This is a genomic window from Tersicoccus phoenicis, from assembly GCF_001968835.1.
GTDB classification, from domain to species: Bacteria; Actinomycetota; Actinomycetes; order Actinomycetales; family Micrococcaceae; genus Tersicoccus; species Tersicoccus phoenicis.
On sequence record NZ_MRDE01000074.1, the window covers coordinates 15,011 to 29,384 of the forward strand.

Below are 14,374 nucleotides of genomic sequence, written 5' to 3' on the forward strand. Positions count from 1 at the left end.
GCACCGGAGCAGCCGCCACTGTCGGCCGACCTGTTCGGTGACGGCGCTGCCGGTCCGGTGGTGCCAGGACTTCCTGCTATCGTGCCCACCGATGCCGTCGGGCGGCTGGCGGAGGTGAGCGAGACCCTGAGCCTGGAAACGGCCGCGGCGGCGCTGGAGGACGTGCGCCGGCTCGAGTCCTGGCTCACCTGGACGAAGCATCGGCTGGTCGTGTCCACCATGCGTGCGGCTCGGGAGGATCAGCATCGCTGGGTGGATGAGTACCGCGCGTTCGACGACGACGACGCCGACCCTGCGTCCGTTGCGGGTCGACGCGGGCTGTCCCGCGCCGACCAGATCGCGATCGGCGAGCGGACGGGCATCTCGGAGATCGCCGGTGCGCTGCAACTCTGCGAAGGCGCGGCCTTTCACCTGCTCAGGCGCGCGGAAATCCTGGCCGGGCAACTGCCGGCGACCGACGCCGCGTTGCGGGGCGGGCACGTGACGGCCTCTGCCGCCGCGCTCATCGTCGACGAGACGCAGGAGTACGTCTGCGATGTTGAAGCCAGCATCTCCGAGCAGCAGGCCGAGCCCTTCTCCCGCGCCCTGGCGCTGACGGAGGCCGGACTGCTGAGCCCAGCGATGCGCGGCAACACCACGGGCCAGTTGAGCGTCCGGGCGCGCCGGCTGCGGGAGCAGTGCCATCCGACCTCGTTCGCACAGCGGCACCAGGAGGCCCGGGCCGAGCGCTATGTGCGGATCTCGCCGGACCGCGATGGCATGGCGCGACTGTCGGCGTTGCTGCCAGCGGCTGTGGCCTGGCGCATCGACGGCCGGCTCTCCGCCATGGCCCGGCGACTTCAGGAGAGCGACGCGGCGCGGTCGGCAGTTCCCGACGGCGGGACCGGAACGGGCACGGCTGGCGCTGGTGGATTCACCGAGCAGGGCGATACGCCGGCGGGGCGAGGTGGTGGCGGGCTCGGGGATGGCACCGGCGCCGGGTTCGTCCGCCCGGTTCCCCCGCCACGGACGATCGGGCAGCTTCGTGCCGATGTGCTCGCTGACCTCCTGTCCAAGTGGAGCCTCATGGACGCCGGCACGGACGCCGATGGGGCTGCCGATGAGGCCGCCGACGGTGCCGGAGGAGACGGGGCCAGCACGGAGGACGCGGTCGCCGACGGGGCCAGCACGGACGCCGACATTGTCACCGAGGGAGCCGGCGGAGCCGGTTCGACCACCACCGGCGGGGTCGGTTCGACCAGGACCGGCGGGGCCGGTTCCGGCAGGACCGGGACCGGAACCGGCGTGGCTCGCGGCTCCACCCGCACCGGTCGCGTCCGGTGGGCCGGAGGGGCCGGTTCGAGCAGGACCGGCTACATCGCCGACGAGCCGGCAGCGCCCCGCATCCTTCTCACGGTTCCGGCCGCCACGTTACTGCGATCGAGAGATGCCGAAACTGACGAGGATGGCCGCGACGAGGCCGCTGACGGCCCCGCGATCCTCGGCGCCTTCGGCCCGATCGCAGCGTCCGACGCGCGTGACCTTGCCGCCCGAGCAGCCTCCTTCATGATCGCCGTCATCGCCGATCAGATCGATGCACCCGGCCCGGCACCGGGCGACGCGGCGCGGGTCGTCCCGGTGGTGCTCACCAACGGTCGGCAGTACCGGATCCCCGATCGATTGCGCAACGCGCTGCAGATCCGGGACGGCACCTGTCGATTCCCGGGCTGCCGACGCTCGGCCGCCACCTGCGACATCGACCATGTGGTGCCCTGGGCCGACGGCGGCGAGACCACGCCGCAGAATCTGGGACACGCATGCCGGAAACACCACGTGCTCAAGCACCACTCCGGGTGGTCCGTCGAGGCGGAGTCTCCGGACACCGGTGCCGGGGTCGGTACCGACGGGTCAGATCGGCTGATCTGGACGTCCCCGGCCGGTCGGCGGTACGTCTCCGAGCCGGAGCCGCCGCCCTTCTGAGGTAAGGGCCGACGCCGGCCGCACGAGGTCACGGCCGCTGCAGGCTGCCCGCACCGTAGTGACTGTCGAGCATCGGCGTAGCCGTTGAGCGTCGGCGGATACGGGCCGCTGGCTGTCAGGGTCTCAACGGATCGACGAGTTCGGCGCCCAACGGTTCGGGTCCGTCTCCCGCATGTTGCGCCGGGGAAGCGTCCCAGACCCGCGCCAGCTCAGGCCCCTTCACCCATCGGCGTGGCCCCACGGGGACGAGTTCGGCGACCGGCCGCCCGTCAACGACGACCGTGAAATCCTCTCCGGCCTCAACCTTCCGGAGTACCTCCGCACCGTGCTCGCAGAGCTCCTGCAACGGGATGACACCCATGGTCACCACACTACCGACCTGACCTGCTGCGACGACTGGCGTAGGGTGGACACGCACAAAACCGATCGACGACGGCGTCAGCGGGTCAACCGGCGCGCCGGGAACGAGGACTGTGACTTCCGCAGCGACCCCCGAGAACGCCGGAAACACCGAGAACGCGAGCGCCGCGTACGGCGCCCCTGACCCCGATACGGCCGAAGGCCGCAGCACCCTCCGGAAGGCGATCACCGCCTCCGCCCTGGGCAACGCCACCGAGTGGTTCGACTACGGCGTCTACGCCACCCTCACCACCTACATCACGCTGAACTTCTTCCCCGGCGAGCTCGGGAGCATCGGCACGATGCTCGGCTTCGCCGTCTCCTTCGTGCTCCGTCCCCTCGGTGGCTTCATCTGGGGGCCCCTCGGCGACAAGCTGGGCCGCAAGACCGTCCTGGCCACCACCATCGTCCTGATGGCCGGCGCCACCTTCTGCATGGGCCTTATCCCCAGTGTCGACACGATCGGCGTCTGGGCACCCATCCTGTTGATCACCCTCCGTGTCATCCAGGGCTTCTCCACCGGCGGCGAGTACGGGGGAGCGGCGACCTTCATGGCCGAGTACGCCCCTGACCGGCAGCGCGGCCGCCGGGGCAGCTTCCTCGAGTTCGGCACCCTGGCCGGCTTCGCGGCCGGATCCGCCGTCGTGCTCGTCCTCGAGCTGCTGCTCAGTGAGGACGCGATGGCCGGCTGGGGCTGGCGCCTGCCCTTCTTCATCGCCCTGCCGCTCGGCCTGGTCGGCTTCTACCTGCGGACCCGGCTCGCCGAGACCCCCGTGTTCCAGGAGATCGAGCCCGAGGAGAAGGCCGAGAGTTCCGCGTTCGGCGGTCTGAAGGAACTCCTGGCCCAGTACTGGCGCCCGATCCTGACCATGTTCGCCATGGTGATCGCCCTCAACGTCGCCAACTACACCCTGCTGACCTATCTGCCGACGTACCTGCAGACCACCATCGGGCTGGACCCGTCCGCAGCGACGGCCACCATCCTGATCGGAGAGCTGGTGATGATGGCGCTCATCCCGTTCAGCGGAGCCCTCTCGGACCGGGTCGGTCGCAAGCCGATGTGGTTGACGTCGCTGATCGGGCTGCTGGTCCTGTCCATCCCGCTGTTCCTGCTGATGCGCCAGGGGTTCGGCTGGGCCATCGTCGCGTTCGCCGTGCTCGGCATCCTGTACCTGCCGCAGCTGTCCACCATCTCGGCGACCTTCCCGGCCATGTTCCCCACCCAGGTGCGCTACGCCGGCTTCGCGATCTCCTACAACGTGGCGACGGCGGCCTTCGGCGGCACGGCGCCCCTGGTCAGCGACGCCGTCATCCAGGGCACCGGCTTCGACCTGTTCCCGGCTCTCTACATGATGGCGGCGTGCGTGATCGGCCTGATCGCGATGCCGTGCTTCAAGGAGACCGCCGGCGCTTCCCTGCGCGGCACCCAGATCCCCGAGACCGGCGCCCTCCCGGTGCTGGAACGGCGCTGACCGTGCCCGACGACGGCGGATCCGTTCGGGTGGACGCCTGGCTGTGGGCGGTCCGGCTCTACAAGACCCGGTCCGCGGCGACGGCGGCCTGCCGGGCCGGGCACGTGCGGATCGACGGCAATCCCGCCAAGGCGGCCCAGACCGTGGTGCCCGGCACGACTGTGCGCGTGCGGCAGAACGGCTTCGACCGCATCCTCGAGGTCACGCGCCTGATCGCCAAGCGTGTCGGGGCCCCCGCCGCCCAGCAGTGCTACATCGACCGCACCCCGGAACGGCGCCGGGTCGCGATCCCACAGGTTCCCGTCCGGGACCGCGGGACCGGGCGCCCCACAAAAAAGGACCGCCGCGACATGGAGCGCCTGCGGGGTGGGTGACGACTGCGGGGTGGGCGGCGCCTGCGGGGTGGGTGACGAAGCGCCGTCATCGAACGCGCCGGTGACGCAGTTCAGCGCGTCTGGACGGGGAACCGGCGGCCGGTGATCTCGGTCGGCACCACCCGGACGAACCGGTTCTTCTCCCCGGCCTGCCACGGGAACAGGGGCAGCGCGACGACGGAGATGGCGTCGTCGACGTCGTGCGGCCACTCGGCGTACCCCTTGACCAGCACGCTCCACGCCCGCCCGTCGTCCACCCCGTCCGCCTCGAAGGCCAGCGGCTGACCGGACAGGGCGCCGTCGACCTTGCTGCCCTCCGCGCTGCGGAACACCACGGTGCCGTGGTCGACCACGAAGTTGACCGGGAAGATCTCCGGGTGCCCGTCGATGATGACGCCCAGACGGCCGACGTCGGCGGCGCGCATCGCTTCCCAGCAGTCGTGTTGGCTCAGGTTCTGGACGGTCCCGTGCTCCGGTTGCGCGCTCATGTCGTCAGTGTAGGTCGGAGACCGCGAAGAACGGGCCCACCTTCACGGAGCGGGCCCGACTGGTCAGTCCATCAGACGCGTCAGCGCGGTGATCAGCCGTTCGATCCGGGCGATGCCGACGTAACGGCCCGCCGCGTCCGTCACCAGCAGCGGCTCGAACCGCTGGGCGCCGGGCCGGGTGACCGCCCGCTCAAGGGCCTCCGGCAGCGGGGTGTGCACGTTGACTCGCATCCCGGGGGCCAGCGCATACAGGTCGACCGTCGACTCGAGCACGGCGACGGGCCGGTCCAGCTCGTCCAGCAGCACGACGGCGTTCAGGTGGGGTCCGTCGGTGAACCTGCCCGGCGCCTCGGCGAGGTCGGTGACGGTCGGGACCGGTTCCAGGGCGGCGCGCACGGTCCGCGCACCGACGTCGTTCTCCCGGTCCGTCGTGCGGTGCGGGTGGGCGGTGACCGCGAGGCGCAGGGCGACGGCCGGTTTGATGCCCGCCCAGGGCGGCCCGGGTCGGGCCAGGTGGTAGCCCTGCGCGAGCGGCACCCCGAGGTCGGCGAGGGTGGCCAGCTCCTCGGCCCGTTCGATCCCCTCGGCGAGCACCCACGCGTCGATCCGGCTGGCGAACGTGCCGACCAGCTCCACCAGAGCGCGTTTGGTCTCGTCGATGTCGACGTCCTGGATCAGCGCGCGGTCGATCTTGATCAGGGAGGGCCGCAGCCGGACCAGGTGTTGCAGCCCGGCGTACCCGGCACCGGCGTCGTCGACGGCGATCAGCGCGCCGGCGGACCGCAGCACGTTCAGATCGGCCTCCAGCTCGGCGTAGGAGTCGATCGGGGCCTGCTCGGTCAGCTCGACGACCAGCCCGCCGAGGTCACCGCTGCGGCCCGCTTCCTCCCGCCAGACCGCGCGGACCGGCTCGCTGACCAGTAGGTCGGGCGAGACGTTGACGGTGAGGAAGCAGTTCGCCGGCAGGGTGCGCCGGTGCCGTAGGGCGCAGCGCAGCGCCGCGGCCTCCAGCTCGGCGGCGCAGCCGTGACCGCGGGCGTTGGCGAACCACTGCTCGGGATTGCGCTCGGCGAAACCGGGAAACCTGGCCAGCGCCTCGTAGCCGACGACAGTGCCGCGTGCGATGTCGACGATCGGCTGGTAGGCGGTGTCGATGGCGCCGCGGGCCAGGGCCGCGCCGGAGAGGACGTCGTCGAACCGGTCGGCCCAGACGGCGGCGTCCGGCGCTGGCTCGCTCAGTGGATGACGATGGCGTCGCGCACGGACTGGACCAGGGTGGCGGGGACCTCGGTCAGGCCGTGGCTGGCACGGGCGTGCTGGGCGACCTGGAACAGGATCTCCTCGTCGGTGCTGCACACCCAGCGGGCCTGGCAACCCGGCACCACGTCACCACAGGCGAAGGACTTCATGGACACTCCCTTGTCGGACGAATCAGCGGCCGCATCCGTGTCGGCCGCGCATCTGTCACCTCGTGTGACAGATACGGAGGTCACTATCGGCAGGGTGGGTGTCGGGGGAAAGGCGGGACGGGTGCCGATCGGCGGCTGATGGTCTCCTGGACCTGTGGACAACTCTGTGCACTGGGCACACGGTCGGGTACGCTGTGGCCACGAGCGTGGCGGTGTGCGCAGGGGTGACGTCGGTCGACCGGGTCTGGTCGATCGTGCTGACCGAGCGGGGGACACATGGTGACAGCGGGACGACGGTGGCGGACGGCCACCATGACGGCGGCGGTGCTGATGACGGGCACGCTCGCCCTGTCCGGCTGCACCGGTGAGGCCTCGGCGACGGACACGCCGGGGGCATCGGGCAGCTCGTCGGTCTCCGGTGGGGCCTCCAGCGGCCCGGGCGCGACGCCGGTGGTGTCCGGTTCGCCTTCGGCTAGCTCGCCTTCGGCCGGATCTCCCTCGACCAGCCCGACGCCGTCCGCGGATCCGAGACCGACGGCCGGCAGCGCCAAGGGTCCTGCCCGGAACCTGCCCAAGCCGACGATGCCGGCGGCTGCGAAGCAGAAGACAGAGGCGGGGCTTCGGGCGTACGCGGGGTACTGGGTTCAGGCTTTGTCATATGCGTACGAGAACAACGACACGAAGCCCGTTCGAAGTGTCTCGAACAAGGAGTGCGTCGACTGCATTAGTCTATACGACTCGATTGACACCAATGTGCCGGCAGGCGGGTGGGCCGCTGGCGGAAAACTTTCTAATCATTTGCAATTGCGGGATGGGTTCGTTCCCGATATAAATGGGCAGTATGTGGTGATTGTTAGGATCGACCAGGCGCCATACGTGACGTACACGAGTTCGGGAAAGATCGCCTCCCGAAGTAGCGGCGTAAACGACTTATTTTTTCTTCTCGCGATCGAGTATCGCGGCACATCGTGGAGTTTGATCAATTATGATCCGGTCAAGTCGTAGCGTCATCGCGACCGTTCTTCTAGTAGCTAGCCTCGTCGGGGGGGCGGCCGCCGCAGTTGCAGATGACGCGCCGCCTGTGAAGGATATCCGAGGGAACTCTAACGACGCGACGAATCAATTCACTCTGGCTAAAGCGGGCGATGTGACCCGATCTGTCGACGGCACTGCGATCCCTGCCGGCAAGCCGATCATCACCGTTGGGCAGGTCGGGCCGAAGGTGACGTACGAGATCCGGTACGAGAACATTTGCAGCGGGGCGAACCCGAACCAGTCATGCGTGTCCGACGCGATCTGTGCGACCCGGCCCGGCGATGCCGGCTTCCGGGCCTCGGTCCGACCGACGATGAACGGCAAGGTGGGTAGCTGGGAGGCGATCGGAGGCGTCTACTGCACCCTGGACGGCCTACCCGTGCTCGCCGCACCCAACGGCAAGCCGGTCAAGGTCACCTCGCCGACGGTCACCGTGGCGGACCTGCGCCGGATGAACGTGCTGGCGGCCTCGAGCGTGGTGCAGCCCTCGCCGCATACCCTGCGCGGCGCCGAGACCAACGTCTACGCCGTCGGCCGGACACAGACGTTCGCCACCCGGATCCAGAACTTCGACATCACCATCCGGGCCACTCCCGTCGCCTACACGTTCCACTACGGCGACGGCAGCAGCCTCGGCCCGGTCGAGAATCCTGGAGGGCCCGTGGCGCGGGCCCAGTGGGGGACGAAGACCGCGACCAGCCACATCTACCGGGCGACCGGCACCGTCGGGGTCACGGTCACCACGATCTACCGCGGCGAATACACCTACAACGGGCTTCCCTACCAGCCGATCGCGGGGACCATCAGCGTGGACAGCGCTCCGGTCGGCCTCACGGTCTGGCGGGCGAAGGCGGCCAACGTCGCCGACGACTGTGCCGCCAACCCGACCGGCTGGGCCTGCGGCATGCCGACCCGCTGACCACGGATCTACCGAAGCAGCTCGGCGACTCCCGGGACCAGCACCGTGCCGGAGCCGCTCGTCGCACCGAACAGGCCGACCGCGCGGCCGATGAAGAAGAGCAGCACCAGCGCGACGACCACGCCGATCACCACGAGCCACGTCGTGTTGAACGCCAGATTGTTCTTGCCCCCACCTTCCTCGTGGCCGAGGTCGCCGCTCATGCTGTCCGCGGCGGGCGGCGTCTCACCCGGGGGCACACCGCCGCCCGGCTCGAGTCCGGGGAGGCGTTGTTCCTCCGGGTCGGGGTTGTTGCTCACCGGATAACCTCCACATGCAGGGGAGCGTCCATGCTGATCGTCCCGTCCACTCTTGCACGATCGTCTCCGGTTCGAAAGCATACTGATGAGGCGCGGCCGTCCGGTCGGCGTCGTCGTCGACCCCCAGGAGCATGCCGTGCCCTTCACCCCGCGCCGAGCCATCGTCACCGGATCCGATTCGGGCATCGGCCGATCGACGGCCATCGCCCTGGCCCGCGCGGGCATGGACGTCGGTATCACGTGGCACTCCGACCAGGACGGCGCCGAGGCGACCGCGAAGGCCGTCCGCGACGCCGGTCGGCAGGCCGCCGTCCGGCAGCTCGACACCAGTGACCTCTTGAGCGTCGGGGACGTCATCGACGCCCTCGCCGACGACCTGGGCGGCCTGGACGTGTTCGTCAACAACTCCGGCACGGGCGACGGCGTCCCCTTCCTCGACCTGACCCTGGACACCTGGCGCAGCACCGTCGACACCAATCTCACCGGCGCCTTCGTCTGTCTGCAGCGCGCTGCTCGGCGGATGGCCGACGGCGGTGAGGGCGGCCGGATCGTCGTCATCACCAGCGTGCACGAGACCCAGCCACGCGTGGGGGCGACCGCCTACGACGTCTCCAAGCACGGCCTCGGCGGCCTGGTCAAGACCATGGCCCTGGAACTGGGCCGACACGACATCACCGTCAACGCCGTCGCGCCCGGCGAGATCGCCACGCCGATGAACGACGCCGAGGCGCAGGACGCCTTCCGCGAGAAGCGCCCCGGGATCCCGCTCGGCCGGCCCGGCAGTCCCGACGAGATCGCCGCCGTCGTCGCCTTCCTCGCCTCGCCCGCCGCGAGCTACGTCACCGGCGCATCCTGGCCGGTCGACGGCGGCATGCTGCTGATGGGCCCCCAGGCGGGCTCCCACCTGACCAGTGACGACTGGCGCGACGCCTGAGGTGGCCGGAACAACCACCCCTCGCCTGAAGCGTGCCCGGCCGAACGGTCCCGGCTACATCCGCAAGGGCCGCGGCAAGGGCTTCGAGTACCTCGACTGGAACGGCGCGAACGTCACCGACGACGCGCTCAAGGCCCGGTTCGACGCTCTGGCCATCCCCCCGGCCTGGAAGGACGTGTGGATCGCCCCGACCGACCGCGAGCACATCCAGGCGATCGGCACCGACGCCGCCGGCCGGCGCCAGTACATCTACCACGAGCGGTGGGCCGACCGGCGCGCCAGCGAGAAGTACGAGCGTTCCCTGGACCTCGGTTCCCGGATGAGTCGGGTCCGCCGCGCCGTCTCGAGGGACATCGCTCAGCGTGAGGACGAGCGGCTGCGCTGCCTGGCCGCGGCGGTCAGGCTGTTCGACCACGGCTCCCTGCGGATCGGCGGCTCGAAGTACGCCCGCGACAACAAGTCCTACGGGGTGTCCACCCTGCTCGCCCGGCACGTGTCGGTGGAGGAGAACACTGACACCGTGCGGCTGAAGTTCCGGGGCAAGTCCGGCAAGGAGTGGGACCTGCTGATCGACGACGACCAGCTGGCCGACTACGCCCGCGACCGCGGCGGTCAGGGCGGGGACAAGCGGTTCCTCTCCTACCGGGTCGGGCGCAAGCGGGTCGGGCTGACCAGCGAGGACATCAACCGGTACATCGCCGACATCGCCGGCGGCGAGTTCACCGCCAAGGACTTCCGCACCTGGAAGGGGACGGTGACGGCGGCCCTCAGCCTCGCCGCCGCGGGGCAGACGGTCGGCGCGGCCTCCTCCGACAGCGCCAAGGCCCGCGCCGTCTCCCGGGCCATGCGGGAGACCGCCGAGGCCCTGCACAACACCCCGGCGATGGCGCGCTCCAGCTACGTCGACCCGCGGGTGGTCAACCGGTTCCGCCGCGGCCGGACGATCGAGACGGGAATCAGCCCGGACCGGGCGACGGTGCAGCTGCTCAGCCGGCGGTGAGCACCTGCTCGGCCAGGTCGTCGTCGAGCGCTACCCGCACACAGGCGGCGACCAGGGCGGGCAGGTCCTCGGCGGAGACGAGCGCCGCGAGCTCCTGCTCGTCCGTGGGCAGGCCGAGTTTCTTCGCGCCGTCCGCGACGCGGCGGTCCGCGAAGGGGGCCAGCATCGGCCACACGCCCTGCGCCTCCCGGCAGAAGATCGCCGCGCCGGTGGGGCCGATGCCGGGGAACTCCTGCAGGGCGCGGAGCACGCCCGCCGTGTCCTCGGCCTCGTCCCGCAGCCGGCGCAGGTCCCCGTGCCACCGGTCCAGCAGCAGGTCCGCGCCCTCGGCCAGCCGGGTGGCCGTGCCCTCATCGTACCGCCGGTAGTGCGCCCGGCCCAGGGCGTCGACCCGCTGCTGCCACGTCGACTCCCGCAGGTGCTCCGGCGTCGTCCAGCCCGCCTCGAACAACTCCCGGGCCGCCGCCACCGCAATGTCCGCCTTGATCCGCGTGGACAGCAGCGTGGCGAGCACGAGCAACTGGTACAGCGGGGCCGGCGTGTCCTTCAGGGTGATGCCCGCCTCCTCGGCGAACGTCGTCCCGCACGTGTCCAGGAGCGCGTCGACCGTTCTCGCGTGACTGGCCATGCCCCCATGATGTCGCGCCTTCGGCCGCCGGGACAGGGGGGCGTGGCATCCTGTGGACATGCATGCGGGCGAGGGCGGGAGGATCCGACGTGGCTGACGGCCTCTTCACCCAGCACCTGGACGTCGTCGTGCAGGACATCTCCTTCGGGGCGCGCGAGGACCTCGACTACGCGCTGCACCTGCTCTCCGCCGCGCGCGACGGCGCCGTCGCCCCCACCGTGCGGATCTACCGGCCGCAGCCGACGGCGGCATTCGGGCAGCGGGACGTGCGCCTGCCCGGGTACGCGGCGGCCCGGGACCGCTGCCGGGACGCCGGGTACGCCCCCCTGGTCCGCAGATCCGGCGGCCGGGCCGCCCTGTACGACCGCGGCGCCGTCGTGATCGACCACGTCGAGCCCCACGGTGACGCCATCGTCGGCTCCCAGCAGCGCTATCAGGACTTCTCCGGCGTCATCGCCGCCGCCCTCGGGCACGCCGGGGTCACCACCGGCATCGGCGAACTGCCCGGGGAGTACTGCGCCGGGGAGCACAGCGTGTTCGGCACCGACGGTCTGCACCGGGCCAAACTGGTCGGGATCGCCCAGCGCGTGGTCGCGGGGGCGTGGCTGATCAGTGCGGTGGTCAGCATCGAGGACACCGCGTCCCTGCGCACCCTGATCACCGACGTGTACCGGGACCTGGAGCTGGACCTGGATCCGGGCACGATCGGCGCCGCCACCGACTTCGTACCGGCCCTGACCCCGGACGCGTTCCTCGAGCACCTCGTCTGGGCCTACGGGCAGCGCACCGACCTGACCGTGCGGTGAGGATCGGGTCCCACCGAGGTGCGCGCGGCGAGGCGCGACGTCGGCTTGGTACGGTGACCAGCGTGAATGCGTCGAAGAACCCCACCAGCTACTACCGCGACCTCGGGGACGGGCGCTGGGAGTCCACGCGGGCCGCGCAGGGCGCCTGGAACGACCACGAGCAGCACATGGCCCCGGTCACCGGTCTGCTCACCCGGGCACTGCTGCGGCACGAGCCCCGGCCGGGGCTGCGGTTGGCGCGGATCGGGTGCGAGATCCTCGGGCTGATCCCGGCCGGCGAGTTCACCATCACGACGACGACGCTGCGGCCCGGGCGCACCATCGAACTGGTGCAGGCCGAGATGATCGCCAACGGCCGGCCCGTCGTCCGGGTCACCGGCTGGCGGCTGGCGACGACCGATTCGGCCGCCGTCGCCGGCCTGACCGTCCCACCCCTGCCCGGCCCCGACGAGGCCAAGCCGTACTCGATGACGGAGAAGTGGGGCGGCGGGTTCATCGAGTCCCTGACCGGCCGGGTGCTGCCCGATCACGCCCCGGGCCGCGGCCGGGTCTGGCTGACCACCGACCTGTCGCTGGTGGAGGGCGAGGAGCCGACCGCGCTGGAGCACCTGGTCGGCATGGCCGACGCCGCGAACGGGGTCGCCACCCGCGTGCACCCGGCCGGCGGCTGGGTGTTCCCCAACGTCGACCTGCAGCTGCACCTGTTCCGCGAACCGGCCGGCCGCTGGCTCGGGCTGGACGTCTCCGTCGACTTCGGTCCCGACGGCGTCGGGGTCACCTCCACCGTGCTGCACGACGAGGACGGGCCCTTCGGCCGGTCCCTGCAGATCCTCACGCTGCGCGAGGTGCCCGGGGCGGACCAGCCCACCCCCTGAGAGGCTCGCTCGTCACCGACGTCAGTGACCGCGGTCGATCCACTCCTGCCGGTGCGGTGCCTCGTCCCCGATCGTCGTCGCCGGGCCGTGCCCGGTCAGCACCCGGGTCTGCGGCGGCAGGGTCAGCAGCCGGTTCGTGATGGAGTCGACGATGGTGCCGAAGTCGCTGTAGGACCGGCCCGTCGCCCCGGGACCGCCCTGGAACAGGGTGTCCCCACTGAACAGCACGGCGCCGTCCGGCCAGGAGAAGCAGGTCGAGCCGGGGGAGTGGCCGGGCGTGTGGATCGCCTCCAGGGTCGCGCCGGCGACGGTGAACCGCTGCCCGTCCTCGATCGTGTGATCAGGAGCGACGTCCGGGAAGACCTGCTCCCACAGCACCGCGTCGTCCGCGTGCAGGTACACCGGGGCGTCCACCCGGGCCTTGACGTCGGCGACCTGCCGGATGTGGTCGTCGTGCCCGTGGGTGAGCAGGATGGCGGTCACCCTGCGGGCGCCGACCGCCCGCTCGACCGCGTCGGCGTCGTGCGCGGGGTCGATGACGACGCACTCGGCGTCGTCGCCGATCAGGTAGACGTTGTTCTCCACGTCCCAGGTGCCGCCGTCGAGGGAGAACGTGCCGCTGGTGACCAGGCTGTCGATCCGGGCGCTCACAGTTCCACCACCGAGCGCAGCACCGTGCCGGCGTGCATCTTCTCGAATGCCGACTCGATGTCGCCCAGGCCGATCCGCTCGGTGACGAACGCGTCGAGGTCGAGCCGGCCGAGCTTGTACTGGTCGACCAGCATGGGGAAATCGCGCGAGGGCAGGCAGTCGCCGTACCAGGAGGATTTGAGCGCCCCGCCGCGACCGAACACGTCCAGCAGCGGCAGCTCGAGCGTCATCTCCGGGGTCGGGACGCCGACGAGGACGACGCGGCCGGCCAGGTCCCGCGCGTAGAAGGCCTGGGTGTAGGTCTCGGGCCGGCCGACCGCCTCGATCACGACGTCGGCCCCGAACCCGCCGGTCAGCGCCCGGATCGCCTCGACCGGGCCCGTCTCGGACGAGTTGACGGTGTGCGTGGCGCCGAGCTGCTCGGCCCTGGCGAGCTTCTGCGGGTCGATGTCGACGGCGATGATCGTCGTCGCCCCGGCCAGTGCCGCCCCGGCGATCGCGGCGCAGCCGACGCCGCCGCACCCGATCACGGCCACCGACTCGCCGCGCTGGACGGCGCCGGTGTTGATGGCCGCACCGATGCCGGCCATGATGCCGCAGCCGAGCAGGCCCACCGCGGCGGCGTCGGACTCCTCGTCGATCTTCGTGCACTGCCCGGCGGCGACCAGCGTCTTCTCGATGAACGCCCCGATGCCGAGTGCGGGGGACAGTTCGGTGCCGTCCTCCAGGGTCATCTTCTGGGTCGCGTTGTGGGTGTTGAAGCAGTACTGCGGCTGGCCCTTGCGGCACGCGCGGCATTCTCCGCACACGGCCCGCCAGTTGAGGATCACCCGGTCCCCGGCGGCCACCTCGGTGACGCCCTCACCGACCGCGGCCACCCGGCCGGTGGCCTCGTGGCCGAGCAGGAACGGGTAGTCGTCGCTGATGCCGCCGAGCTTGTAGTGCAGATCGGTGTGGCACACTCCGCAGGTGATGATGTCGACGAGCGCCTCACCCGGGCCGGGATCCGGCACCAGGACGGTCTGCAGGGAGACCGGCTCGTTCTTGCCCATGACGACGATGCCCTTGACCCGGTGAACCATGCTGCGACTTCCTCACTGAACGACGATGGCGTGCGCTGTCCGGC

Annotated in this window: 17 protein-coding genes; 9 read left to right on the forward strand and 8 right to left on the reverse strand. The window is 70.9% G+C overall.

Annotated features, from left to right (window positions below; genetic code table 11):
• Nucleotides 1-81 precede the first annotated feature (81 nt).
• On the forward strand, nucleotides 82-1,959 hold the full coding sequence (locus BKD30_RS12390) for an HNH endonuclease signature motif containing protein (protein ID WP_159440579.1): 1,878 nt from the start codon (nucleotides 82-84) through the stop codon (nucleotides 1,957-1,959).
• 115 nt (nucleotides 1,960-2,074) lie between these two features.
• On the opposite strand, the gene BKD30_RS17120 is transcribed toward BKD30_RS12390, so the two are convergent.
• A complete protein-coding gene (locus BKD30_RS17120) occupies nucleotides 2,075-2,320 on the reverse strand; it encodes a type II toxin-antitoxin system Phd/YefM family antitoxin (RefSeq protein WP_076705135.1) in 246 nt (81 codons plus the stop codon).
• A gap of 112 nt (nucleotides 2,321-2,432) precedes the next feature.
• Here BKD30_RS17120 and BKD30_RS12400 point away from each other — a divergent pair, with 112 nt between their 5' ends.
• Complete coding sequence (locus BKD30_RS12400; protein ID WP_076705047.1) at nucleotides 2,433-3,830, forward strand: MFS transporter; 1,398 nt, start codon at nucleotides 2,433-2,435, stop codon at nucleotides 3,828-3,830.
• A gap of 2 nt (nucleotides 3,831-3,832) precedes the next feature.
• Entirely contained in the window at nucleotides 3,833-4,204 is a 372-nt protein-coding gene (locus BKD30_RS12405) for an RNA-binding S4 domain-containing protein (protein WP_235861678.1), read from the forward strand.
• Between the two features lie 71 nt (nucleotides 4,205-4,275).
• Here the strand turns inward: BKD30_RS12405 and BKD30_RS12410 are convergent, their stop codons facing one another.
• From BKD30_RS12410 to BKD30_RS12420, 3 genes are all read right to left on the reverse strand, one after another.
• Nucleotides 4,276-4,692: a pyridoxamine 5'-phosphate oxidase family protein gene (locus tag BKD30_RS12410; RefSeq protein WP_076705049.1), complete on the reverse strand. Its 417-nt coding sequence runs from the start codon at nucleotides 4,690-4,692 to the stop codon at nucleotides 4,276-4,278.
• Between the two features lie 63 nt (nucleotides 4,693-4,755).
• Complete coding sequence (locus tag BKD30_RS12415) at nucleotides 4,756-5,931, reverse strand: EAL domain-containing protein (RefSeq protein WP_076705138.1); 1,176 nt, start codon at nucleotides 5,929-5,931, stop codon at nucleotides 4,756-4,758.
• Nucleotides 5,928-6,101: a DUF1059 domain-containing protein gene (locus BKD30_RS12420; RefSeq protein WP_076705139.1), complete on the reverse strand. Its 174-nt coding sequence runs from the start codon at nucleotides 6,099-6,101 to the stop codon at nucleotides 5,928-5,930. Before BKD30_RS12420 ends, BKD30_RS12415 begins: the two co-directional genes overlap by 4 nt.
• A gap of 312 nt (nucleotides 6,102-6,413) precedes the next feature.
• On the opposite strand from BKD30_RS12420, the gene BKD30_RS15965 reads away from it, so the two are divergent.
• Both BKD30_RS15965 and BKD30_RS15665 read left to right on the forward strand, forming a co-directional pair.
• Nucleotides 6,414-7,106 (forward strand): DUF6318 family protein, encoded by a 693-nt coding sequence (locus tag BKD30_RS15965; protein WP_143588191.1) that lies wholly within the window; start codon nucleotides 6,414-6,416, stop codon nucleotides 7,104-7,106.
• 142 nt (nucleotides 7,107-7,248) lie between these two features.
• Nucleotides 7,249-8,055, forward strand: coding sequence for a hypothetical protein (locus BKD30_RS15665; protein ID WP_083956445.1), 807 nt, complete (start codon nucleotides 7,249-7,251; stop codon nucleotides 8,053-8,055).
• An 8-nt stretch (nucleotides 8,056-8,063) separates the two neighbouring features.
• Here BKD30_RS15665 and BKD30_RS12430 read toward each other — a convergent pair whose 3' ends face one another.
• Nucleotides 8,064-8,354 (reverse strand): DUF6480 family protein, encoded by a 291-nt coding sequence (locus BKD30_RS12430; protein WP_076705050.1) that lies wholly within the window; start codon nucleotides 8,352-8,354, stop codon nucleotides 8,064-8,066.
• An 85-nt stretch (nucleotides 8,355-8,439) separates the two neighbouring features.
• Here BKD30_RS12430 and BKD30_RS12435 point away from each other — a divergent pair, with 85 nt between their 5' ends.
• Entirely contained in the window at nucleotides 8,440-9,288 is an 849-nt protein-coding gene (locus tag BKD30_RS12435) for an SDR family oxidoreductase (RefSeq protein WP_076705052.1), read from the forward strand.
• A gap of 1 nt (nucleotide 9,289) precedes the next feature.
• The gene (locus BKD30_RS12440) at nucleotides 9,290-10,288 is read left to right on the forward strand and encodes a DNA topoisomerase IB (RefSeq protein ID WP_076705054.1); all 999 of its coding nucleotides are present in this window, start codon (nucleotides 9,290-9,292) and stop codon (nucleotides 10,286-10,288) included.
• Here the strand turns inward: BKD30_RS12440 and BKD30_RS12445 are convergent.
• A complete protein-coding gene (locus tag BKD30_RS12445) occupies nucleotides 10,275-10,916 on the reverse strand; it encodes an HhH-GDP family DNA glycosylase (protein WP_076705056.1) in 642 nt (213 codons plus the stop codon). The two genes, BKD30_RS12440 and BKD30_RS12445, sit on opposite strands and share 14 nt — an antisense overlap.
• Before the next feature lie 89 nt (nucleotides 10,917-11,005).
• On the opposite strand from BKD30_RS12445, the gene BKD30_RS12450 reads away from it, so the two are divergent.
• On the forward strand, nucleotides 11,006-11,722 hold the full coding sequence (locus BKD30_RS12450; protein ID WP_235861680.1) for a lipoyl protein ligase domain-containing protein: 717 nt from the start codon (nucleotides 11,006-11,008) through the stop codon (nucleotides 11,720-11,722).
• 62 nt (nucleotides 11,723-11,784) lie between these two features.
• On the forward strand, nucleotides 11,785-12,597 hold the full coding sequence (locus BKD30_RS12455) for a thioesterase family protein (RefSeq protein ID WP_235861682.1): 813 nt from the start codon (nucleotides 11,785-11,787) through the stop codon (nucleotides 12,595-12,597).
• 21 nt (nucleotides 12,598-12,618) lie between these two features.
• Here the strand turns inward: BKD30_RS12455 and BKD30_RS12460 are convergent, their stop codons facing one another.
• Both BKD30_RS12460 and BKD30_RS12465 read right to left on the reverse strand, forming a co-directional pair.
• On the reverse strand, nucleotides 12,619-13,248 hold the full coding sequence (locus BKD30_RS12460) for an MBL fold metallo-hydrolase (protein WP_076705062.1): 630 nt from the start codon (nucleotides 13,246-13,248) through the stop codon (nucleotides 12,619-12,621).
• Nucleotides 13,245-14,330 carry an S-(hydroxymethyl)mycothiol dehydrogenase gene (locus BKD30_RS12465; protein WP_076705064.1) on the reverse strand — a complete coding sequence of 362 codons (1,086 nt, stop codon included), beginning with the start codon at nucleotides 14,328-14,330 and terminating at the stop codon, nucleotides 13,245-13,247. Before BKD30_RS12465 ends, BKD30_RS12460 begins: the two co-directional genes overlap by 4 nt.
• Between the last annotated feature and the right edge of the window lie 44 nt (nucleotides 14,331-14,374).

What these genes read in the sequence shown, in the direction of transcription:
- BKD30_RS17120 (WP_076705135.1), bottom strand. Translation starts at nt 2,320, where the DNA reads ATGGGTGTCATCCCGTTGCAGGAGCTCTGCGAGCACGGTGCGGAGGTA.
- BKD30_RS12445 (WP_076705056.1), bottom strand. Translation starts at nt 10,916, where the DNA reads ATGGCCAGTCACGCGAGAACGGTCGACGCGCTCCTGGACACGTGCGGG.
- BKD30_RS12435 (WP_076705052.1), top strand. Translation starts at nt 8,440, where the DNA reads ATGAGGCGCGGCCGTCCGGTCGGCGTCGTCGTCGACCCCCAGGAGCAT.
- BKD30_RS12410 (WP_076705049.1), bottom strand. Translation starts at nt 4,692, where the DNA reads ATGAGCGCGCAACCGGAGCACGGGACCGTCCAGAACCTGAGCCAACAC.
- BKD30_RS15965 (WP_143588191.1), top strand. Translation starts at nt 6,414, where the DNA reads ATGACGGCGGCGGTGCTGATGACGGGCACGCTCGCCCTGTCCGGCTGC.
- BKD30_RS12420 (WP_076705139.1), bottom strand. Translation starts at nt 6,101, where the DNA reads ATGAAGTCCTTCGCCTGTGGTGACGTGGTGCCGGGTTGCCAGGCCCGC.
- BKD30_RS12465 (WP_076705064.1), bottom strand. Translation starts at nt 14,330, where the DNA reads ATGGTTCACCGGGTCAAGGGCATCGTCGTCATGGGCAAGAACGAGCCG.